Origin of the sequence: Brevundimonas huaxiensis (assembly GCF_014218725.1) — a bacterium.
Classification (GTDB): domain Bacteria; phylum Pseudomonadota; class Alphaproteobacteria; order Caulobacterales; family Caulobacteraceae; genus Brevundimonas; species Brevundimonas huaxiensis.
Window position 1 is genome coordinate 188,551 of record NZ_JABBJE010000001.1, and the last position, 21,362, is coordinate 209,912.

Sequence of the window (21,362 nt, forward strand, 5' to 3'; positions counted from 1 at the left end):
GGGGGACTCACGCGTTGGAGGAGGAAAGGACGTCCTCGCCCATCCAGGCGGGTTTGCGCAAGCGCACCGGGCGACCGTCCACCGTCAGGTCGCCGTCGAGGCGGTCGATGCGCAGCAGGGCCATGACCGAACCGTCCCGGCCCGAGAGGACTTCGCCCGCGCGCAGTTCGCCCTTCAGCACCTCGGCGCCGAAGGCGGGGGGCGGGCCGTCGAAGTCCAGCGGCAGCATCCGGTTCTTGATCGTGCCCCGGCGCTTCATCCGCGACGTCGTTTCCTGGCCGACGAAACAGCCCTTCTGGAAGTCGATGCCGTTCAGCAGGTCGAAATCGGCCTCGATCGGATAGGTCTTGTCCTGGGGCGCGTCGGCGGTCGGATCGGGCAGGCCGATCGACAGGCGGTGGGCGTCGTAGTCGGCCTCGGCGGCGTCCGACGTCGCCTCGCCATAGAGACGGCCGCCCATCAGGGGCGTGCGGGGGTCGGGGATGAAGCCGGCGGAGGTCTCGGGCCAGGCGACGAAGACCGGGCGGTCGTCGGCGGCGACCTGAACCTTGGCGCGCAGCCTGTACATCGACAGGCGCTGGATCAGGGCGTCGCGGCGGTCGGCGGCGACATCCAGCAAAACGCCGTCAGCCTGTCCCAGAAGAAACAGGTCGAACAGCAGCCGGCCGGGCGGGGACAGAAGGGCGCCGAAGCGCAGCTCGCCTTCGGCCAGCGTCTCCACATCCTGGGTCAACAGATTGTGCAGAAAGGGTTTCGCATCCTCGCCCGTGACGGAGATCAGGGCGCGACTGTCGAGACGGGCGATGAGCATGGGGCGAAGATAGGGCGCACGGCGTCCCTTCAGAAGACGCCGCAGAGAATTTAGGCGACTGCGGCCGCCGCTTCCTCGAGGCGAGGATCGAAGGTGCGCCAGTCGCTGGCGCCCCACGCGGTGACGCGCATGACCAGGTCGACGATGTTCATCGGCTTGGCGATGCAGTCGTCCATGCCGGCCTGTTCGTACTGGGTCAGCTGTTCCGGCAGGGTGTTGGCGGTCAGGGCCAGGATCGGCGTGCGGCCCACGACGCCGGGCAGGGCGCGGATGGCGCGGGTCGCTTGGACGCCGTCCATCACGGGCATCTGGATGTCCATCAGGATCACGTCCCAGTCGCCGGTGCGGGCGGCCTCGACGCCCTGTTCGCCGTCGTTGGCGGTGGCGCAGGCGATGCCCTGGGCCGTCAACACCGCCATGACAAGGGCGCGGTTGCTGTCGTGATCGTCGACATAGAGGACGCGCAGGGCGGGGGCGTCCTCATTGGCCGGCGGGGCAGGCTCGGCCGGCGTGTCTGAGGGCGCCGGGGGAACGACGTTGTCGGCCGACAGGTCGATCATATCGTTGACGACGGACAACAGGCGCTGCCCCGCGCCGTTGATGCGGGCGGCCTGATCGGCGTGTTCCTGGGCCAGGCCGGCCTTGGACAACAGGTCGGAGAAGCCGATGACCGCATTCAGGGGCGTGCGCAGTTCGTGCGACATGTCCGTCAGGAACTTCTGCCGGGCCTCGGCCATCGATGTCTTCTGCTCGGCGGCGACGCGGGCCTGTTCGGCCTCGACGCGCTCGGTCACGTCGATCTCGTTCAGCAAGACGCCGAGATGGCCCGTGACGGGGTCCGTCACGGGACGAATGTCCAGATGGTGCCAGCGCACGCCCTCGCGCGTGATGATCTCGCAGACGTCGGAAATCGCCGAACCCGACAGGGCGGTCGCCAGCATGGGCTGGGCGCGCTCGGGCTGGGCGAACCGGGCCTCGAAGGGGTGCGCGGTCGATCCGTAGGCGGCGAAGGCCGACGGGTTGGAGAAGATCGGGCGGGCTTCGCTATCGAACAGGGTGATCAGGGTCGAGGTGTGACGCAGGGCCTCGACCGCGCGACGCTCCTCGTTCTCAACCGTGATGGGCGCGGCCTCGAACAGCAGGACCGGCGTGCCGTCCGTCAGGCGATAGGTCGAGATCACCGCTGACACCGTCAGCGGTCGGCCGTGCGGGTAGAAGGTCCAGTCTTCCGTCAGGGTCTCGCCATTGGCCGTCTCGCGCGCCAGACGCTCGGTGCGGGCCAGGACGGCGGGGGAAACGTTGCTGAAATCGCGCGCCAGCAGGGCGTCAAGATTGTCGGACCCCCAGAGGTCGAGCGCGGCCGCATTGGCGTAGACGCCGCGCAAGGCGACCGGATCGAACATCCAGATCGGTCGTTTCAGCGCGTCCCAGGCCTGCATCGACGGCGTGCCCTTTCCAGCGACGGCGTTACGGATTTCACCGTAGAGCCAAGGACTTAAGCTTCGGCTAAGCTTCAGGCCGATCCTGGGTTGTCACCGCATATCGCGCGACGACGCGGTCCGGCTGAAAGTCGTGTTCGGCCAGCCGGTCGAGGGACATCAGGACGCGGGTCGTGAAGGCGCCCGGGTCGCCATCCTCGATCGCCGGGCGCAGCCAGTCGGTGATGACGGCGCGGGCGGGATAGGTTCCAACGGGGCCGGGAATGCTGAGCGCGACCTCGATCCCTTCTGCGACCCAGCCGGCGACGGTCACGAAGAAGTCGGGCGAGGCCAGGAAGTCAGAGCGGCGCAGGACATACAGGGTGATGACCCCGTCCTCCACGCCGTCAGGGCGGACGATGACGCCGCTGCGATCCGGCCGCCAGTCGTCGGACAGCTCGACCACACGCCACAGGCAGAACCAGATGCGGCAGGTGTTCGGCCGGATTGCGTGGACCGAACAGCCGGCGCCGTCGACGCAATAGGCGCACAGCTCGCCCGTCGGCTTGGCCAGTTCCGGCAGGTTCAGCGGAATGACCCGGCAGCATTCGACGCAACCGCCGCAGGTCCGGCCGGGAAGGAGGGGAAGGCTCACCCGGCCTAACGCTCCAGCCGGGCGATGCGGCGATCCATGTCGGCGACGACGGCCTCCAGCCGGGTCTTTTCGGAGGCCATGTCGATCGGCGTGCCGTCCTCGTAGGAAATCGTCGCGCCCTTGGCGATCAGGTCCAGCCGGTAGATGGCCGTGACGCGCTGGGCCTTGAAGCGTTCGAGGGCGGCTGCGGCGGCTGCGGCGGCTGGGTCGGGCGTGTGGCTCATGCGCGTCGCTGTAGCGCATGGGGCCTTCCTGTGGAAACACGCGTTTGGCGCTGAACCGCAGATAGAATCCCTGTATCCGTCGACGGATGATCGGGCGGTTTCCCATCCTGTACATCGCCGAGGCGGACGCCGAGGACGCCGTGCTGTCCTCCGGCGTGCTGGCGCATCTGGTCGAGAGCCTGCCGCACGCGACCTTCACCATCGTCGGATCGGCCGCCAGCGCGCCGCTGTTCGCCGATACGCCGCGCCTGACGAAGTTGATCGTGCTGGAGCGCGAGGGCCATTTCGATTGGATCGCCCTGTGGAACCAGGTGCGGGCGACCAAATGGGGACTGGTCGTGGACATGCGCGGCTCGGACCTGTCGGGCAAGCTGAGGCGGCACAAGCGCGCGGTGCGGGGCAAGGATCAGCCGGGCCTGCATGCGGTCGAGGCGGCGGCGGCGGTGCTGAAGCTGGAGCCCGATGAGATCCCGGCGCCGAAACTCTATGTCTCGGATGAGACGCGGGCCCAGGTCGAGGCGTTGATCCCGGCGATGGGCGGTGACGGGCCGATCCTGGCGGTCGGGCCGGGGGTGGAATGGATGGGCAAGCGCTGGCCCGCCGAACGCTACGCCAAGGTCGCGGCCAAGCTGCTGGCCGACGACGGGCCGCTGGCGGGCGGGCGGCTGATGATCGTGGGCGAGGAGATCGACCGCGAGGCGGCGCACACGATCCGCTACGCCGTGCCGCGCGCGCGGGTGATCGAGCTTCAGGGCAAGCTGACGCGGCTGCAGACGGTCGCGGCCCTGTCGACGTCGGTGCTGTACATCGGGGCGGACTCGATCTGGACCCAGCTGGCCGTGGCCTCGGGCGCGCCGGTCGTCGCCGCCTTCGGGCCGTCGGACGAGACCGTGCGCGGACCCTGGAAGGGCGAGGCCGTGCGCGGGCCGCGGACCTATGAAGAGTTCAAGAAGCTGGATCCGCGCCTGAACCAGGCGATCCAGCATATGATGGACCTGCCGTGGGAGCGGGTGCTGAAGGCGGCGCAGCGGATGTTGAAGGTGCGGGGTTAGCGCGCCCAAAGCGCTGGGTCCCCGCTTTCGCGGGGATGAGCGGAGATATAGTAAGAGCGCATCGCTCATCCCCCAGGAACCGCCCCATGACCCAGACCTATGACCTGATCGTCCGTGGCGGCGAGGTGGCGAACCATGCGGGGCGGGGCATGGCGGATGTCGGGGTGATCGACGGCAAGATCGCCTTCATCGGCGATCTGTCGCAGGCGTCTGCGGGCGAAACCTTCGACGCCACGGGGCTGACGGTCCTGCCCGGCGTGATCGACACCCAGGTCCATTTCCGCGAGCCGGGGCTGGAGTGGAAGGAAGATCTGGAGACGGGCAGCCGCGCGGCCGCCCTGGGCGGCGTCGTCGCCGTATTCGAGATGCCGAACACCAACCCCAACACCACCGATCCCGACACCATGGCCGACAAGCTGGCGCGGGCGAAGGATCGGATGTGGACTGACCACGCCTTCTACGTCGGCGGCACGCACGAGAATGCGGACTATCTGGGCGAGCTGGAGCGGCTGCCTGGCTGTTGCGGGGTCAAGGTCTTCATGGGCGCCTCGACCGGGGACCTGCTGATCGCCGACGACGAGGGGGTGCGCAAGGTTCTGTCCAATGTGCGCCGACGCGCCACCTTCCACTCCGAGGACGAATACCGGCTGGTCGAGCGTCGCGGTCTGGCCCGCACCGGCGACTGGACCAGCCACCCCGAGGTGCGCGATGCCGAAAGCGCCATCCGCTCGACCCGGCGCCTGGTCGGCCTGGCCAAGGAGACGGGCGCGCGCATCCATGTGCTGCACGTCACGACCCGGGAAGAGATGGAATATCTGCGCTTCCACAAGGATGTCGCCACCGTCGAGATCACGCCCCAGCACCTGACCCTGGTCGGACCGGAAGCCTATGAGCGGCTGGGCAGCTACGCCCAGATGAACCCGCCGATCCGGTCGCAGGAGCATGTGGACGCGCTGTGGCTGTGGGGGATGCAGCAGGGCGTGGCCGACGTGCTGGGCTCCGACCATGCGCCGCACACCAAGGAAGAAAAGGCCAAACCCTATCCGGCCTCGCCGTCCGGCATGCCGGGGGTGCAGACGCTGGTGCCGCTGATGCTGACCCATGTCGCAAACGGGCGCCTGTCGCTGGAGCGCTTCATCGACCTGACCTCGGCGGGGGCGCAGCGGGTGTTCGGCACGGCGAACAAGGGGCGGATGGCCGTCAGCTATGACGCCGACCTGACCATCGTCGATCTGAAGGCCAAGCGGACGATCACGCACGATCAGCAGGCGACGCGCTGCGGCTGGACCCCGTTCGACGGGATGGAGGCGACCGGCTGGCCGATGGCGACCATCGTGCGTGGTCGGGTGGTGATGCAGGACGGCGAACTGATCGGATCGGCGCACGGGCGGCCGGTGCGGTTCATGGAGACGCTGTGAGGGAGAGGCTCGGCCTGATCGGCTTCGGCGCCTTCGGGCGGCTGACGGCGCGGCATTTGTCGGCCGGGTTCGAAATCCTGGCGCATGATCCGGCGGCGAGCGATGGCGAAGGCCTCGCGACCCTGACCGATCTGGCGACCGCCGCCGCCTGTCCCACGGTGGTGCTGGCCGTGCCGGTCGAGGCGTTGGAGGCGACGCTGATCGCCATCGGCCCGCACCTTAATCCCAAGGCCCTGGTCATCGACGTGGGGTCGGTGAAGGTGAAGCCGGCGCAGGCGATGAACGCCCTGCTGCCGCCCGGCGTGCGGATCGTGGGCACCCATCCCCTGTTCGGGCCGCAGAGCGGCAAGGACGGCATCGCCGGCCTGCGGATCGCCGTGTGCGAGGTGCGGGGCGCAAAAGACGCCCGTCGCGTCGCCGCCTTCTGCCGCCGGGCGCTGGGGCTGAAGGTGTTTCAGGTCAGCCCCGAGGACCATGACCGCGAGGCGGCCACCGTGCAGGGTCTGACCCATCTGATCGCCCGCGTCCTGATGGCGATGGAGCCCCTGCCGACGCGCATGACCACCGCCAGTTTCGACCGGCTGATGCAGGCTGTCGACATGGTCCGCCACGACAGCCCCGCCGTCTTCCGCGCCATCGAACGCGACAACCCGTTCGCGGCCGAGGTTCGGGAGCGGTTCTTCGCGCTGTCGGACGAGGCGCGGGGAGGGTTGGACTAACTTTACGGCAAAGTTCTCATGATCGCCATTCAGCCCTCCGGCGAATGGCAGGGGCGAGGACCAGAAGCGAGAGTGTAAAACGATCCGAGCGGCGTGTCATAGCGCATGAGCTCCATCTCTTCGCCGACCAAGCACGAGATGCGTCTGTACACTTTGATCCTGGCCAAGCGGCCTTCCACATGAACGATAGCCGCAGGAGCATTGCGCCGTTCGCTTCCGGCGACATCGAACGAAATCACCTTGCCCTTGGTGGATTGCGGCGCGCTAACAAAGGCTACGACCATCGCCATCACGACAGCGAGTACGACCACAATGAGCGCTCCACCAAGAGCGACCTTATGAAAGGTCCATACCACCCAAAGTTCGTTGATCACCCTGCGCATGCTCAGCAAAACTCTGTCGCCTGAATAGTTTTTTCAAGCCGATCAGATGTTGATGACGATTAATGCGCCCGAATGAACGTCGCCACATCCTGCGCCACGCCTGGCGCCAGCGGTAAGGCCGGGTCGGCGTAGGTGGCCAGGTTGGCGGCGCGGTCGGCGGGGGCGGTCTTGAGGAGGTGGTTGACGCCGTCCCAGAGTTTCAGCGTGGCCTTAGGGTCGGCGGCGTCCAGGGCTTGCGCGTCCGTGATGCCGATCTGGAGGTCGGTGGTCCCTTGGCCGATGAAGACCGGGCCGTCGTAGGCGGCGAGCAGGGCGGCGGGGTCCAGCGGCAGCCACGAGATCAGATAGGGCTGGACCGACGGGCGGAACAGGGCGGCCAGCGTGGGCGGCGTATCGGCGACGGTGCGGCCGGCTTCGAGTTCGGTCAGGACGCCGAAGGCCTGGGTCTTCAGGGGTTCGGGCAGGCCGGCCTGGAGCTGTTCGCGGATCACCACGCCGGCCGGACGACCGGCGCCGGACAGCAGGATCAGGCCGCAGACCTTGTCGTCTCCGCCGTCGACCGCCTTCAGCGCGACCAGGGCGCCTTCACTGTGGCCGATCAGCCAGGCGCAGGGCTGTCCCGTCCGCGAGGCGGCCTCGGCCGCCCAGGCGCGCGCATCGACGGCCAAGTCTGTGAAACGCAGCTTAGTTTCGTCGAACCCGGCGGCTGTGCTGGCCGCGACGCCGCGCTTGTCGATGCGCAGGGTGGCGACCCCCTGTTCCGCCAGGTCCTCGGCCATCAGGCGATAGGTGGAGGCGGCGACGCCCATCGGGCTGTTCCCGTCCCGATCGGTCGGGCCGGAGCCGGGCAGGATGACGGCGACGGCCGTCGCCGCCTCCGGCGACAGCAGCGTGCCATGCAAGGGTGCCGGCTGGGCGGGCAAAGCGATGTCGGTCGAGACCGGGCCGGCGAGCAGGCTTGCCGCGAGAAGGGCGTGGGTCAGCATCAGCATGGCAGTCTCCTTCAGAAGGGTTGGCGGTCGGGGTCGGCGCGCCAGACGCGCCAGCTTTCGAAGATCGAGAGGCCTGCGACGACGATGACGGCGGCGATCAGGGCCGTGACGCCATAGGGCGGGGGCGCAAGCGGCGCGGCGATCAGGCCGGCCAGGCCGACCAGGCAGAACAGTCGACCCGCCAGACGGTTCGAGCGATCCCAGGCCAGGCGGCTCTTGTAGCTCCAGGGGGTGCGCACGCCGATCAGGGGATTGGGCGCGACCCGACCGAGGAAGGCGCCGGTGACCAGCAGGATCAGCGACAAGGCGCCGGTCATGACGGTGGGGCCGCTATCGACGGTCGCGTGCCCCAGGCTGGCCCAGGCGATCACCAGGCCGATGGCGGCGACGATGAACACTGTCAGCCCCTGGCCGATCCGCATCGAGCGACGACGTGAGGCGTCGCCCTGATCCTCGGCGCGCAGGGCGGCCAGACCCAGGCCGGCGGCGGCGATGAAGCCGATCACCGCCAGGCCGCCCGTGAAGGTCGCGAACTCCACCCGATCGCCCCAGCGGTCGACCTGCCAGCCCGCATTCCAGTGCATCGGCATCGGCGTCGTCGGACCGTTAACGCCGATGTAGAGGGCGAAGGCCGCCTGCACGCCGAAGACGGCGAGGGTCAGATAGTCCAGCAGGGACAGGCGATCCTTCATCGGCGTGTTTCCTTTGAGGGCTGGGGCAGGGGTCCGGTCGCCTCGCCGGTTCCGACGATGTCCATCAGAAAGGCCATCGCCTCCTCGACCGCCGAGATTTCCAGCCGATAGCGGATGGTCTGGCCCTCGCGCTCCGGGCTGACCAGGCCGGCCTCCTTCAGGGCGTTGAGGTGGCCGGTGATGGTGGGCCAGCTCATGTCGAAGGCGGCGGCGATGTCGCCGGACGCCAGCGGACCGGCGCGCAACATGGCGATGATGCGACGGCGCACCGGATGCGACAGGGCCTTGAACAGGGTGTTCATAGCAATCTTCCTAATTAGGAATTCAGCTAAATGCAATATGTCGCGGGTGCGGCGGATTGCATTGCACAGAGCGATCGGGCTAGGGACGCGCAACTTGATTTTGAGAATGCGTATCAAAATGCCCTGCCTTCGCCGTGCTTCCGTTCTTTTGACCGCCAGCGCCCTGACGCTGACACTCGCCTCGCCGGCCCTGGCGCAGCAGGCGACGGCTCCGGCGGAGCTGGGGGAGATCGTCGTGACGGGGTCGCAGGTTCGGCTGACGGCGCCGGCGGCGGGCGGTCAGGTGGCGCGCGGCGGGCGCATCGGCCTGCTGGGCAATCTGGGCGTGATGGACACGCCGTTCTCGACCGCCAACTACACCGAAAAACTGGTGCGTGATCAGCAGGCGCGCGGCATCGGCGACGTGCTGCAGAACGACCCGACGGTGCGGGTGTCCAAGGGCTTCGGCAACTTCCAGGAGCTGTATGTAGTCCGGGGCTTCCCGGTCTATTCGGACGACATGAGCTACAACGGGCTCTATGGCGTCTTGCCGCGCCAGTTCGTGGCGGCCGAACTGGTCGAGCGGGTCGAGGTGTTTCGCGGAGCCTCCACCTTCCTGAACGGCGCCGCGCCGGGCGGGACCGGGGTCGGCGGCGCCTTCAACCTGACGCCGAAGCGGGCGGGCGACGCCCCCCTGACGCGCCTGACCGGAGGCGTATCGGGCCGTGACGAGATCTATGCCGCCGCCGACCTGGCCCGCCGTTTCGGCGACGAAGGCGAATGGGGCGCGCGCCTGAACATCGCCAGCCGTGCGGGCGAAAGCGCCGTCGAGGATGAGACCGGCCAACTGCGGGTCGTCGGCCTTGGGCTGGACCGCCGAGGCGATCGCGCCCGGTTTTCGGCCGATCTGGGCTGGCAGGATCACCGGATTGATGCGCCCCGTCCCAGTGTGACGCCGGGAACCGCCATCCCGGACGCGCCCTCGGCCGACAAGAACTTCGCCCAACGCTGGACCTACACAGACGAAGAGCAGCTGTTCGGCGCCGTGCGCGGCGAGCTGGACCTGACCGACAACATCAGCGCCTGGGCCGCTTTCGGCGGGCGTCAGGGCGAGGAAGACAACAGCCTGGCCAATCCGCGCGCCGACGCGGCGGGCGCGATCCGCGGCTATCGCTTCGACAATATTCGCGAGGACACGGTGTGGTCGGGCGACATCGGCGTGCGCGCCGACCTGACGACCGGCCCGATTGAGCATCGCCTGGTCGCTTCGGCTTCGCAGATCCAGTCCAAGTCCAAGAACGCCTGGGCGGCGTCGAACTTCGCCGGCTATGCGATGGGGACGCTGACCAATCCGCTGCTGTCGCCGGCGCCGGCCATCGCCAGCGTCTCGGGCGATCTGGATGATCCCAACGTCACCGAGCGGGTCAAGAACACCAGTTTCGCCGTCGCCGATGTCTTATCCTTCCTGGACGGACGGCTGCTGGCGACCGTCGGCCTCCGCTATCAGGAGATCGAGACCCGATCCTACGCCTACGCCGACGGGGCCTTCACGTCGGGCTATTCCAGCGACGCGACGACGCCGGCCCTCGCCTTGGTCTACAAGCCCAGCGACGCGATCTCGCTGTACGCCAACTATGCCGAAGCCCTGGTTCCGGGCACGACCGCGCCGGCGGTGGTCAATGGCGTGACGGTGGCGAACGGCGGCGAAGTGCTGTCGCCGTTCCGCGCCGAGCAGGCCGAGATTGGCGCCAAATACGACGCCGGTTCGTATGGCGGCACGCTGAGCGTCTTCCGCACGACCCTGCCTAGCGCCTTCTTCGATCCGAATACCGCTGTCTATTCGGACGGCGGCGAGCAGGAGAACAAAGGTGTCGAGCTGACGGTCTATGGCGAACCGGTCGTCGGCTTGCGTCTGATCGGGGGCGCGACATGGCTGGACGCCGAGATCAATCGGTCGCTGACCGCCGCCAATGCGGGCAAGTCGGCGATCGGCGTGCCGGACTTCCAGGCCAATCTGAATGTCGAATGGGACGTGCCGATGGTCAGCGGCCTGACGGTCGAGGGCCGGGCGGTCCATACCGGCGCCCAGCCGGGCGATGCGACCAATGCGTTCGAGCTGGAGAGCTGGACCCGCTTCGACGCCGGGGTGCGCTATGCCTTCACGGCGGGCGACAAGCCGGTGACGCTGCGCGCGCGGGTCGAGAATGTCGCGGACGAGGATCAATGGGTCGCGGTCGGCGGCTATCCGGGATCGAACTATCTGACGCTGGGCGCGCCGCGGACCTTGCGTCTGTCGGTCTCGACCGAGTTCTGATCCGCGCCGGCCGATGCACGCCCGGACGATCCGCGCCTGGACCTGGACACACAAGTGGTCGAGCCTGATCTCGACCCTGTTCCTGCTGATGCTGTGCGTCACGGGACTGCCGCTGGTGTTCAGCCACGAGTTGAACGAGGCGCTGCTGCATGAGCCGTGGGCGCCGAAGAACCCGGACGGCCAACTGCTGACGCTGGACGAGGTGCTGGCCGCCGGTCTGGCCAAACATCCGGGCGAGGTTCCGGCCTTCATGAGCTTCGACGAGGACCGGCCGGTGGTGAACGTCACCAGCCGCGCGCCCGACGCCCCGGCCGGCAAATACAGTTTCGAGCCGATCGATCAGACCAGCGGCGAGGGCGCGCCGTTGGTCGCCGGTCATCCGGTGATGGAGTTCCTGCTTCAGTTGCACACCGACATGTTCCTGGGGCTGCCGGGAATGCTGTTTCTGGGCGCGATGGGGCTGTTGCTGGTCGTCGCCGTGGTGTCGGGCGTGGTGCTGTATGCGCCCTTCATGCGTCGACTGCCGTTCGGGACGGTGCGGGTCAAGAAGGCGGCGCGGACGCGGTGGCTGGACTATCACAATCTGCTGGGCGTGGTGACGGCGGCCTGGGTGCTGGTGGTGGGGCTGACGGGGGTGGTCAACACCCTGGCCACGCCCATCCTGGCCTATTGGAGAGAGACGGCGCTGAAGGAGTTGACCGTCGCCTATGATACGCCGGCGCCCGCGCAGGGCCGGGCCTCGCTGGACGCGGCGGTGGAGCGAGCCAAGGCGGCGCTGCCGGGCATGAAGCTGCAGTTCGTGGCGTTTCCGGGAACCGACTATTCGACCGACCACCACTATGCCGTCTTCTTCCACGGCGACACGCCGCTGACGACACATATGACGACGCCGGCCCTGATCGACGCACGAACGGGCGAACTGGCGGCGGTGGCGCCGGCGCCCTGGTATGTGAAGACTCTGTCGCTGTCGCAGCCGCTGCACTTCGGCGACTATGGCGGGCTGGCGCTGAAAATCCTGTGGGCGCTGCTGGACATCGCCACCATCGTGATCCTGGGGTCCGGTCTTTATCTGTGGCTGGGCAAGGGGAGGCGGAAGGCGTGAGCCGTCGCCGTCACAACCCGAGGGATCTGACCCTGTGGGCCATCTTCCGCGCGCCGATCGTCCTGTTTGCGCTCAGCCTGATCGGGCTGGTGGGCGCACTGTTGCAGGATGGGGTGTGGGACTGGGCCTTTGCGGCCTTGCTTGTCTCGCCGATCCTGGCGACCGGCTGGGCCGTCGTCAGATCGAGAAGCTGACGCCGCAGCCGCAGCTGGAGGCGGCGTTCGGGTTCCTGACCACGAACTGGGCGCCGGCCAGTTCATCGACATAGGCGATCTCGGAGTTCTTCAGGAAGGGAACCGAGACGGGGTCGATCAAGGCGGTCTGGCCGTCGGCCTGGATGCGTAGATCGTCGTCCTCGGCCGTCTCGACCAGTTCGAACCGATACTGGAAGCCCGAGCAGCCGCCGCCGTCCACCGCGACCCGCAGCATCAGGGTCTTGCCCTCGGCCGCCCCCAGTTTCGCCAGTCGCTTGGCGGCGCTGGCGGCCAGGACGATGCCTTCCGGCGCGCGCGTGGCGACGGTGAAGGCGGGTGTGGACGGTTCTGTGGATTGGACGGTGCTCACGGCTGTCTATATGAGGCGGGCAGGGCCGTTCGCAAAGGCCCCCCGCATCAAAGCAGCCTCAAAGTTGATGACTTGAGCCACACAGACCTCGCCTCCTACGCCGAGCGCGCCGACCTGACCCAGGGCCGCCGCGTTTTCGAGCCCGCCAGCCGCACGCGCACCGCCTTTGCGCGGGACCGTGACCGCATCATCCATGCGACGGCGTTCCGGCGGTTGAAGGAGAAGACCCAGGTCTTCGTGGCGCATGAGGGCGATCACTACCGCACCCGCCTGACCCATTCGCTGGAGGTGGCGCAGATCGCGCGGTCGCTGGCCCATGCGCTGAGGCTGGACGACGACCTGGCGGAAACCATCGCCCTGGCCCACGACCTGGGCCATCCGCCGTTCGCCCACGCCGGCGAGGACGAGTTGGTGGTGCAGATGCGCGACTATGGCGGGTTCGACCACAACGTCCAGAGCTTCCGCGTCGTGACCGAGCTGGAGAACCGCTATCCGCAGTTCGACGGGCTGAATCTGAGCTGGGAGACGGTGGAGGGCGTCATCAAGCACAACGGCCCGGTATCGCACCGGCTGGACGAGCCGGCCTGGTCGGTCGTGCGCCCCTATGCGACCGGCGGCGAGGCGGGGTGGGACCTGCGGCTGGGGACGTTCGCCTCGCTGGAGGCCCAGTGTGCGGCCATCGCCGACGACATCGCCTATAACAATCACGACGTGGACGACGGGGTGCAGGCGGGTCTGATCACCCTGCGCGATCTGGGTCAGGTGCCGCTGATCGGCCCGATGTTGGCCGAGGTGCGCCGCGAATATCCCGACATCGACGACCGGATGCTGCGCATCGAGGCGGTGCGGCGCATGATCGGCGTGATGGTCGAGGACGTGCTGGCCGAGACGGCGAGGCGGCTGGAGGAAGACCGGATCGTCACGACCGAGGACGTGCGGATGGCCAAGCGCACAATGGTGGATTTCTCGCACGCCATGCACGTCGATCTGGCGGTGCTGAGGAAGTTCCTGTTCGAGCGGATGTATCGCCACTATCGCGTCAACCGCACCCGCAGTCAGGCGCGGCGCGTGCTGTCGCAACTGTTCGAACTGTTCATGGCCGAGCCGGAGGTGATGCCGCCGGAGTGGGGCGAACCCGCCATGACCCCGGACAAGACACAGCGGGCGCGCGCCGTGTGCGACTACATCGCCGGCATGACCGACCGTTACGCCATAGAAGTGCACCAGAAGCTGTTCAGCCTCGACCTCGCCCTCGATCTGTGATTCGAAAGATGCACGCGGGGGCGTAGAGTGATCGTTCGGCGCGCCGATTCGCGCCGACAGACGGCGGAGCGCGACCATGTCCTTTGAAGACGACAACAAACCCGGCCGGGGCGCCTATACGCCGCCGACCGACGACGACCTGCCGTTCCGCCGCAACAGCTATGACCCGCGCAGCGGCCGCAATGTCGGCTCGGGCGGGGGCAAGGCGCCGCCGGTGACATTGATCATCAGCGCGGTGGTCCTGCTGCTGCTGATCGTGGCGGTGATCTTCTTCTATCGCTCGGGCATGCGCGCCTCGACCGACGCGCCGCCGGCGGTGGGCCAGCCCGTCGGCGAGATGAAGACCGCCGCGCCCATCGACGCCCAGCCGATCGACCCGGCCGAGGGCGTGCGCGTCTATCGCGACGAGGCCGAGACGACCGATGCGCCGGTGACCTTCACTCCGCCTCCCGAGGCGCCCCAGCCGCGTCCGGCCGCGCCGCCGACCGCCGCACCGACCGGACAAGGCCTGCCGCCCGCCAATACGGCGACGCCGGCCGCGCCTGCGCCGCGTCCGACGACTCCGGCGCCCGCGCCCGTCGCTGCGCCGGCGACCAAGGCTCCGGCCGCGACCGGCGGATCGGCCTCGGTCCAGATCGGCGCCTTCTCCTCGACCGAGATCGCGGACCGTGAATACGCCGCCGTCGCCGGCCGCTTCGGCGCGTACGCCTCGGGCGCCGAAAAGCGCGTGACCGAAGTGACCTCGTCCAGCGGATCGACCCTGTACCGGACGGCCTTCTCAGGCCTGTCGCGCGAACGGGCGGTGGCCTTCTGCAATGCGCTGAAGGCGGCGGGCCGGGACTGCATCGTCCGGTGACGTCCGCCGCCATCTATGGCTGCCTGGGACATCGGCTGACGGAGGCCGAAAAGGCCTTCTTCGCCGAGGTCCGACCCTGGGGCTTCATCCTGTTCCGGCGCAATATCGACACGCCGGAACAGGTGCGGGCCCTGACCGACGAACTGCGGGCGTCCATCGGCGATCCGGACGCGCCGATCCTGATCGACCAGGAAGGCGGTCGGGTCCAGCGGATGGGGCCGCCCCACTGGCCCAAATATCCGCCGGCCAACGCCTATCTGAAGGCGACGAACGAGTTGGCGCAGGCGCGTGAGCTGACGCGACTGGGCGCACGCCTGATGGCGCACGATCTGCGCGAGGTCGGGGTGACCGTCGACCTGCTGCCGGTGCTGGACGTGCCGATTCCCGGCGCCCACGACATCATTGGCGACCGCGCCTATGGCGTCGATCCCGAGACGGTCGCCGTGCTGGGCCGGGCGGCGGCGGAGGGGCTGCTGGCGGGCGGGGTTCTGCCCTGCATCAAACACATGCCGGGCCATGGCCGGGCCTTTGCGGACACGCACAAGGATCTGCCGACGGTTCACGCCGATCTGGACACGCTGGACGCCTGGGACTTTGCGCCGTTCAAGGCCCTGTCGGACATGCCGATCGGTATGACGGCGCATATCGTCTTTACCGCGATCGATCGCAAACATCCGGCGACGCAGTCGAAGAAGGCCATTCGCCTGATCCGCGAGCGGTTGGGATTCGGCGGCCTGCTGCTGTCCGACGATCTGGTGATGAACGCCCTTTCGGGCTCGTTGACCCAGCGCGCGCACAAGGCGCTGAAGGCGGGGTGCGATCTCGTCGTCCACTGGAACGGCGACATGGACGAAATGCGCCAGGTCGCCGAGGGCGTCGGGCCGCTGAAGGGCGGGGCGCGCCGACGTGCGGACGCCGCGCTGGCCCGGATCGTGCGCACGCCCGAACCGCTGGATCCCGTCGCCGGGCACGACCGCTTCTTCAAGGCCATGGGCGGTCGCATGGACGCCGCCAAGGGACCGGACGTGGGTGAGGCGCAGGCCTAAAGACCTATGACGGAGTCTTTCCAGCCCAATCTGGATTTCAACGCCGAGGAGGTCGAGGAGCGCGAGGCCTTCGTCGTCGATCTGGAAGGCTATGAGGGGCCGCTGCACGTCCTGCTGGCCCTGGCGCGAAACCAGAAGGTCGATCTGCTGAAGCTGTCGATCACCCAGCTGGCGGAACAGTATCTGGCCTTCGTGCATGAGGCGCGCAGGCGTAACTTCGCCCTGGCGGCGGACTATCTGGTGATGGCGTCGTGGCTGGCCTATCTGAAGTCGCGGCTGCTGCTGCCGCGCACCGACAAGGGCAAGGCCGAAGAGCCGCCGGCCGAAGAGATGGCTGCCGCCCTGGCGTTCCGGCTGCAGAAGCTGGAGGTGATGCGAAAGGCCGTCGAACAGCTGATGGCCCGGCCCCAGCTGAAGCGCGACGTCTTCACACGCGGCGATCCCGAAGCGACGGTGATCGTGCCGTCGGACCGGATCGACGCCAGCCTGTACGAACTGATGAGCGCCTATGTGGTGCAGCGCCGGCGCGAGAAGGCCCGGCGCTACGCCCCCGGCCAGCGGGTCGAGGCCTTTCCATTGGAAGCCGCGCGCGACTGGCTGCGCGAGATCATGCCGAAGCTGGCCGACTGGACGCCGCTGGAACAGGTCGCGCCCCATCGTGAGGACGAGGAGGGGCCCAGCCAGGCCAGCTTTACGGCCTCGACCCTGTCGGCCAGTCTGGAGCTGGTGAAGGAAGGGGCGATGGACATCCGGCAGAGCGAAGCGTTCGCGGACTTGTATCTGAAGCGGCGCGGACCGGGCCAGCCGCTGGAGCTGACGCCGTGAGCGACCTCGCCTTCCAGCCCGACGAGGCCGAGATCGAGCGGCGAGTCGAAGCCCTGCTGTTCGCCGCCGCCGGGCCGTTGACGGCGGCCGAGATCGCCGCGCGCCTGCCCGAGAATTGCAATGTCGCCCGCGCCATATCGGGTCTGCGCGCCCGCTATGAGGGGCGGGGGGTCGAGCTGGAGTGCGTCGCCGACCGCTGGCGCTTTCGCACCGCGCCGGACCTGGCCTTCATGATGACGCAGGAGCGCGAGGAGCCGCGCCGTCTGTCCAAGGCCGCGCTGGAGACGCTGGCGATCATCGCCTATCACCAGCCCGTCACCCGCGCCGAGATCGAGAGCGTGCGCGGCGTCAGCATCTCCAAGGGCACGCTGGACCTGCTGCTGGAGATGGGGTTCGTGCGGCTGCGCGGGCGCCGGCGCACGCCGGGACGGCCCGTCACCTATGCGACGACCGACCGGTTCCTGGAGCATTTCGGCCTGGCGACCCTGTACGACCTGCCGGGCGTGCAGGAGATGAAGGCGGCGGGCCTGCTCGATCTGTCGCTGCCGGTCGGGTTCGAGGTGCCGGACCCCACCCGTGCGTCGGAGGTGGACGACGAGGACGGCACCCTGCCGCTGGACGACGAGGCGCCCGAGTTCGCCCAGGATTTCGTCGGCGAACGAAGCTGACCCAGCGTGATGTTCACGCCGTCTTAGTCTGCGCGCCGTAAGCCAGACCGTATGAGTGGCGTGACATCGAAGACGGGTTGGCGGGCGTGGAGCACGTTCAGGATCGCAATGATCCTGATGCTGTCGTCCATTGTCGGCATGGCCGGGGTTCTGGCCATCGTCAGCCGCGGCATCGACGCCCACCAAGCCAGCAAGGAAGAAGGTCTGGTGCGGCTGCGTCTGACGCGCGCGCTGGAGACCATTGGCGAAAACCTGACCACCGCCTCGGTCTGGGACGAGGCCGTCGATCGGATGACGGCGGGCGACGTGGCCTGGTACGACCGCAACTTCGGCGCCTTCTACGCCGCGCAGCACAAGCATCAGTTCACCCTCGGCTATGACGGGACCGGGCGGCTGTTTCGCATCAGCACCCTGGGCCGACCGGCCGAGGCGCAGGTTGGCCAGCCATTTGGCCAGGCGGCCCGTCCGCTGATCGACGCGCTCAGGGCCCAGGCCGCCGGGCGCGACCGATCGGTCACGGCGGATGCCGGGGTGCATCTGAAGGCGGCGTTCGTTCGCGTCGACGACGACGTCTATGTGCTGGGGGCCTCGACCGTGGTGCGGCATACGGCGGGCGGATCGACGCCGGCGTCCGATCCGGTGGTCGCGTCGTTCAAACCGTTCGCCGGCGAGCTGGAGCCGTTGAAGACGAGGCTGGCGCTGGATCGGATTCACTTCCAGCCCGGCGAGGCGGAGCCGCCCAAAGGCATGGTCGGCGTCGATGTGCGCGATGTCGGCGGCGCCCTGTTGGGCCGAGTTGTCTGGGCGCCGGAAAAGCCCGGCTATCAGATCCTGACCAAGGCCGGGCCGCTGCTGCTGCTGCTGTTCATCGTGCTGCTGATCGGCACGGGGTCGCTGCTGTGGAACACGACGGCGGACGTGCGGCGCCTCAAAGCCTCGGAGGTCGCCCTGTCCGCGGCGCTGGAGCGGGCCGAGGCGGCGAACCGGGCCAAGACGCGGTTCCTGTCCAACGTCAGTCACGAACTGCGCACGCCCCTGAACGGGGTTCTGGGCATGGCCGAGATCATCGGGGCCGATCTGGTGACGCCGCAGCAGCGCGAGCGGCTGGAAATCCTGAAGGCGTCGGGACGTCAGCAACTGAGGCTGGTCGAGGAGCTGCTAGACGTGGTGCGGCTGCGCGACGGGGCCGTGGCGCTGGAGACCCGGCCGTTCCGGCCCGACAACCTGCTGCGGCGGGTCGCCAACGACTTCCGGGGCGCGGCCGAGGCCAAGGGGCTGAAGATTTCGGTCGAGGCGGCCGAAGGCGAGTGGCTGGGCGACCCGGTTCATGTCGAAAAGCTGATGGCGGCGCTGACGGACAATGCGGTGCGATTCACGCGCACCGGCGGCGTGATGCTGCGCGCGGTCGCGCGCGCGGGCGCGGGCCTGGCGTTGGAGGTCGAGGACACGGGGCCGGGCATGGAGCCGGGGGAGGCGGCGCGCCTGTTCGAGGCCTTCACACAGGGCGATGAAAGCGCGACGCGCACCGCTGAAGGGCTGGGACTGGGATTGACGGCGGCGCACGGTCTGGCGGCCCTGATGGGCGGCAAGATCGAGATCGTCACCGCGCCCGGCGCCGGCAGCACCTTCCGCGTCGTCTTGCCTTTGGAGGCGGTCGCCTAGGCCGTCAGCAGGCGCGGCAGTTTGAAGGTGACGGTTTCGCGGGCGCCGTCGTCTTCGGTCACAGTGGCGTCGAAGCGCGCCCGGATGGCGTCGACCAGGGCCTCGATCAGCGGCTCGGGGGCCGAGGCGCCGGCGGTGACGCCGACGGTGTTCACACCGTTGAACCAGGACCAGTCCACCTGGGACGCATCGTCGACCAGATAGGCGGCCGGGGCGCCGGCGCGCATCGCGACCTCGACCAGGCGCACGGAATTGGACGAGTTCTTGGATCCGACGACCAGCACGAGGTCGCAGCCCTCGCCCAGCGCCTTGACGGCGTCTTGGCGATTGGTCGTCGCGTAGCAGATGTCTTCCTTGTGCGGATCGGGCAGTTCGGGGAAGCGGCGCTTCAGCACCTTCAGGATGCCCGCCGTGTCGTCTACCGACAGGGTGGTCTGGGTCGCATAGGCGAGGGGCGCGTCGCCGGGGCGTTCGAACGATTCGGCGTCGGCCTCGGTCTCGACCAGGGTGATGGCGCCAGGCGGCAACTGGCCCAGGGTGCCGACGACCTCGGGGTGGCCTGCGTGGCCGATCAGGATGATGTGGCGGCCGGCCGCATGATGACGTTCGGCTTCAACATGGACCTTGGACACCAGGGGGCAGGTCGCGTCCAGGAAGACCAGTTCGCGCGCCCGCGCCGTCGCCGGCACGGACTTGGGCACCCCGTGGGCCGAGAAGACGACCGGCCGGTCGTCGGGGCATTCATCCAGTTCCTTGACGAAGACGGCGCCCATGGCCTTCAGGCGCTCGACCACATGTTTGTTGTGGACGATCTCGTGGCGCACATAGACGGGGGCGCCGAACTTTTCGATCGCGCGCTCGACGATCTGGATCGCGCGATCGACCCCGGCGCAAAAGCCCCGCGGGGTGGCCAACCGCACCAAAAGCGGGCGAAGCGGAGCGTTGGGGACAGGAACATGCGCATTCATGGCGGCGAACCTAGTCGTTTGCGGCGCTGACCGCCATCGGAGCCGATGGGCGGATGCGACGGATTCTGTCGCCCGCAGCAGCGGCGCATCGTCACGGCGGGCGGGCGCGAATGGAAAGTCGATATTCTACAATGTCTTAGGCTATGATCACGACGCCTTGACCTGTAGGCCGCTCACGATTAGTTTCCGCGCCGAATTCAGACCCGTCCGGACGCACCGTCTGGACGCCGAACGCACAGGTCCTATCCCCCATGTCGGAATCGCGCGAAGAGGCGATCAAACGCCTCCAAGACAGCGCATCCGCATTGGAGGCGCGGACCACGGCGGAGAAATCCGCCGAACTGACCGGCCATCAGGTGTCGGGTCAGGCCTACAAGATCATCGCCGAACTTCTCGGCGGCGTCTTCGTGGGACTGGCGTTCGGAGCGATCGCAGACTGGGCCCTCGGGACCCGTCCGTGGGGTTTGATCGGCGGGGTCCTTCTGGGCTTCGCCTTGTCGATTTACATGGCGCGTCGCACAGCCAACCGGCTGATGGCGCAGGCCAAGGCGCAAGGGACGACGGCTCCGGCCGAGCCCTACGTCGAGGCCGACGAAGACGGGGAACGATAGGGCTTCATGGCCGATCCGATTCATCAGTTTGCGATTCAAAAGGTCGTCGACCTTGGCGACGTCACCCTGCCTGTGCTGGGGACGGTCGATCTGGCGATCACCAACTCGCACATCGCCATGACGGTCGCCTTCGTGCTGATCGTCGGCTTCCTGGCCGCCGTGACCGCGAACGCCCAGGTCGTGCCCGGCCGGCTCCAAGCCGCCGGCGAGGGCCTGTTCGGCCTGATCGACAATCTGGCCGATTCCATCATCGGTCACGAAGGCCGCAAGTATTTCCCGTTCATCTTCACCCTGTTCATCCTGATCCTGGGCATGAACATCCTGGGTCTGTTCCTGACCTTCACGGCGACCTCGCAGCTGGCGATCACCGCCACCTTCGCCCTGATCACCTTCGGTCTGGTGCTGGTCGTCGGCTTCGCCAAGAACGGTCTGGGCTTCTTCAAGCTGTTCTGGCCGATGGGCGCGCCGCTGGCGCTGCGCCCGGTGGTCGGCCTGATCGAGTTCGTGTCCTTCCTGCTTCGCCCGTTCACCCTGGCGCTGCGTCTGTTCGGCAACATGCTGGGCGGTCACGTCGCGCTGAAGATCTTCGCCGGCTTCGTCGTGTCGCTGGGCCTTCTGGGCCTGGGCGGCGGCATCGGTCTGCTGGCCTTCCCGGTCGCGGCCCTGTCGCTGGGCATGGTCGTCGCCCTGACCGCTCTGGAGTTCCTGGTGGCCTTCCTCCAGGCCTTCGTCTTCGCCGTTCTGGCCTGCATCTATCTGAACGATGTGGTCAACCTGGACCACGCCCACTAAAGGGCCGGACCAGTCTCTTCACCCCAACCACCAACGACTTTAATCT

At 68.1% G+C, this 21,362-nt stretch carries 23 protein-coding genes and 1 pseudogene; 14 read left to right on the forward strand and 10 right to left on the reverse strand.

Annotated elements, in window-relative coordinates:
- Window positions 1-7 precede the first annotated feature (7 nt).
- The 4 genes from ygfZ to HF680_RS00930 all read right to left on the reverse strand — a co-directional run bounded on the left by ygfZ (window position 8) and on the right by HF680_RS00930 (window position 3,108).
- Window positions 8-811 (reverse strand): CAF17-like 4Fe-4S cluster assembly/insertion protein YgfZ, encoded by an 804-nt coding sequence (gene ygfZ / locus HF680_RS00915; RefSeq protein ID WP_185223798.1) that lies wholly within the window; start codon window positions 809-811, stop codon window positions 8-10.
- A 50-nt stretch (window positions 812-861) separates the two neighbouring features.
- Window positions 862-2,250 carry a hybrid sensor histidine kinase/response regulator gene (locus HF680_RS16125; protein ID WP_185223799.1) on the reverse strand — a complete coding sequence of 463 codons (1,389 nt, stop codon included), beginning with the start codon at window positions 2,248-2,250 and terminating at the stop codon, window positions 862-864.
- A gap of 67 nt (window positions 2,251-2,317) precedes the next feature.
- Window positions 2,318-2,884, reverse strand: a complete 567-nt coding sequence (locus HF680_RS00925) for a hypothetical protein (protein WP_185223800.1) — start codon at window positions 2,882-2,884, stop codon at window positions 2,318-2,320.
- Between the two features lie 5 nt (window positions 2,885-2,889).
- Entirely contained in the window at window positions 2,890-3,108 is a 219-nt protein-coding gene (locus HF680_RS00930) for a hypothetical protein (RefSeq protein WP_185223801.1), read from the reverse strand.
- 86 nt (window positions 3,109-3,194) lie between these two features.
- Between HF680_RS00930 and HF680_RS00935 the strand changes: the two genes are divergently transcribed.
- The 3 genes from HF680_RS00935 (at window position 3,195) to HF680_RS00945 (ending at window position 6,297) form a co-directional block, all read left to right on the forward strand.
- Window positions 3,195-4,160: a glycosyltransferase family 9 protein gene (locus HF680_RS00935; protein ID WP_185223802.1), complete on the forward strand. Its 966-nt coding sequence runs from the start codon at window positions 3,195-3,197 to the stop codon at window positions 4,158-4,160.
- Between the two features lie 86 nt (window positions 4,161-4,246).
- Window positions 4,247-5,578 carry a dihydroorotase gene (locus HF680_RS00940; protein WP_185223803.1) on the forward strand — a complete coding sequence of 444 codons (1,332 nt, stop codon included), beginning with the start codon at window positions 4,247-4,249 and terminating at the stop codon, window positions 5,576-5,578.
- Window positions 5,575-6,297 carry a prephenate dehydrogenase/arogenate dehydrogenase family protein gene (locus HF680_RS00945; RefSeq protein WP_185223804.1) on the forward strand — a complete coding sequence of 241 codons (723 nt, stop codon included), beginning with the start codon at window positions 5,575-5,577 and terminating at the stop codon, window positions 6,295-6,297. Before HF680_RS00940 ends, HF680_RS00945 begins: the two co-directional genes overlap by 4 nt.
- 29 nt (window positions 6,298-6,326) lie before the next feature.
- Here the strand turns inward: HF680_RS00945 and HF680_RS00950 are convergent, their stop codons facing one another.
- The 4 genes from HF680_RS00950 to HF680_RS00965 form a co-directional block, all read right to left on the reverse strand.
- Window positions 6,327-6,671 (reverse strand): hypothetical protein, encoded by a 345-nt coding sequence (locus HF680_RS00950; protein WP_185223805.1) that lies wholly within the window; start codon window positions 6,669-6,671, stop codon window positions 6,327-6,329.
- 68 nt (window positions 6,672-6,739) lie between these two features.
- Complete coding sequence (locus HF680_RS00955) at window positions 6,740-7,672, reverse strand: alpha/beta hydrolase (protein WP_185223806.1); 933 nt, start codon at window positions 7,670-7,672, stop codon at window positions 6,740-6,742.
- 11 nt (window positions 7,673-7,683) lie between these two features.
- Entirely contained in the window at window positions 7,684-8,364 is a 681-nt protein-coding gene (locus HF680_RS00960; RefSeq protein ID WP_185223807.1) for an SdpI family protein, read from the reverse strand.
- Window positions 8,361-8,666, reverse strand: coding sequence for a metalloregulator ArsR/SmtB family transcription factor (locus tag HF680_RS00965; RefSeq protein ID WP_185223808.1), 306 nt, complete (start codon window positions 8,664-8,666; stop codon window positions 8,361-8,363). The genes HF680_RS00960 and HF680_RS00965 overlap by 4 nt, the downstream gene beginning before the upstream one ends.
- A 106-nt stretch (window positions 8,667-8,772) precedes the next feature.
- On the opposite strand from HF680_RS00965, the gene HF680_RS00970 reads away from it, so the two are divergent.
- The 3 genes and pseudogenes from HF680_RS00970 to HF680_RS00980 all read left to right on the forward strand — a co-directional run bounded on the left by HF680_RS00970 (window position 8,773) and on the right by HF680_RS00980 (window position 12,255).
- Window positions 8,773-10,959, forward strand: a complete 2,187-nt coding sequence (locus tag HF680_RS00970) for a TonB-dependent receptor (protein ID WP_394353516.1) — start codon at window positions 8,773-8,775, stop codon at window positions 10,957-10,959.
- Window positions 10,869-12,061: pseudogene (locus tag HF680_RS00975) on the forward strand (PepSY-associated TM helix domain-containing protein). The gene HF680_RS00970 and the pseudogene HF680_RS00975 overlap by 91 nt, the downstream one beginning before the upstream one ends.
- The gene (locus HF680_RS00980) at window positions 12,058-12,255 is read left to right on the forward strand and encodes a hypothetical protein (RefSeq protein WP_205196062.1); all 198 of its coding nucleotides are present in this window, start codon (window positions 12,058-12,060) and stop codon (window positions 12,253-12,255) included. Before HF680_RS00975 ends, HF680_RS00980 begins: the two are co-directional and overlap by 4 nt.
- On the opposite strand, the gene erpA is transcribed toward HF680_RS00980, so the two are convergent.
- Complete coding sequence (erpA, locus tag HF680_RS00985; RefSeq protein ID WP_039245694.1) at window positions 12,239-12,556, reverse strand: iron-sulfur cluster insertion protein ErpA; 318 nt, start codon at window positions 12,554-12,556, stop codon at window positions 12,239-12,241. The two genes, HF680_RS00980 and erpA, sit on opposite strands and share 17 nt — an antisense overlap.
- Before the next feature lie 141 nt (window positions 12,557-12,697).
- Here erpA and HF680_RS00990 point away from each other — a divergent pair, with 141 nt between their 5' ends.
- The 6 genes from HF680_RS00990 (at window position 12,698) to HF680_RS01015 (ending at window position 18,945) form a co-directional block, all read left to right on the forward strand.
- The gene (locus HF680_RS00990) at window positions 12,698-13,888 is read left to right on the forward strand and encodes a deoxyguanosinetriphosphate triphosphohydrolase (protein ID WP_185223811.1); all 1,191 of its coding nucleotides are present in this window, start codon (window positions 12,698-12,700) and stop codon (window positions 13,886-13,888) included.
- A 76-nt stretch (window positions 13,889-13,964) separates the two neighbouring features.
- The gene (locus tag HF680_RS00995; protein ID WP_045810346.1) at window positions 13,965-14,744 is read left to right on the forward strand and encodes an SPOR domain-containing protein; all 780 of its coding nucleotides are present in this window, start codon (window positions 13,965-13,967) and stop codon (window positions 14,742-14,744) included.
- Entirely contained in the window at window positions 14,741-15,790 is a 1,050-nt protein-coding gene (gene nagZ / locus HF680_RS01000; RefSeq protein WP_185223812.1) for a beta-N-acetylhexosaminidase, read from the forward strand. Before HF680_RS00995 ends, nagZ begins: the two co-directional genes overlap by 4 nt.
- 6 nt (window positions 15,791-15,796) lie before the next feature.
- Window positions 15,797-16,615, forward strand: coding sequence for a segregation and condensation protein A (locus tag HF680_RS01005; protein WP_185223813.1), 819 nt, complete (start codon window positions 15,797-15,799; stop codon window positions 16,613-16,615).
- The gene (scpB, locus tag HF680_RS01010) at window positions 16,612-17,283 is read left to right on the forward strand and encodes an SMC-Scp complex subunit ScpB (RefSeq protein ID WP_185223814.1); all 672 of its coding nucleotides are present in this window, start codon (window positions 16,612-16,614) and stop codon (window positions 17,281-17,283) included. The genes HF680_RS01005 and scpB overlap by 4 nt, the downstream gene beginning before the upstream one ends.
- A 108-nt stretch (window positions 17,284-17,391) precedes the next feature.
- Window positions 17,392-18,945, forward strand: a complete 1,554-nt coding sequence (locus HF680_RS01015) for a sensor histidine kinase (protein WP_205195870.1) — start codon at window positions 17,392-17,394, stop codon at window positions 18,943-18,945.
- Here the strand turns inward: HF680_RS01015 and ispH are convergent.
- On the reverse strand, window positions 18,942-19,913 hold the full coding sequence (ispH, locus tag HF680_RS01020; protein WP_185223816.1) for a 4-hydroxy-3-methylbut-2-enyl diphosphate reductase: 972 nt from the start codon (window positions 19,911-19,913) through the stop codon (window positions 18,942-18,944). The two genes, HF680_RS01015 and ispH, sit on opposite strands and share 4 nt — an antisense overlap.
- Before the next feature lie 251 nt (window positions 19,914-20,164).
- Here ispH and HF680_RS01025 point away from each other — a divergent pair, with 251 nt between their 5' ends.
- Both HF680_RS01025 and HF680_RS01030 read left to right on the forward strand, forming a co-directional pair.
- A complete protein-coding gene (locus HF680_RS01025) occupies window positions 20,165-20,524 on the forward strand; it encodes an AtpZ/AtpI family protein (protein ID WP_017505296.1) in 360 nt (119 codons plus the stop codon).
- Window positions 20,525-20,530: 6 nt separating this feature from the next.
- Window positions 20,531-21,316 (forward strand): F0F1 ATP synthase subunit A, encoded by a 786-nt coding sequence (locus tag HF680_RS01030; protein WP_185223817.1) that lies wholly within the window; start codon window positions 20,531-20,533, stop codon window positions 21,314-21,316.
- Window positions 21,317-21,362: the final 46 nt, after the last annotated feature.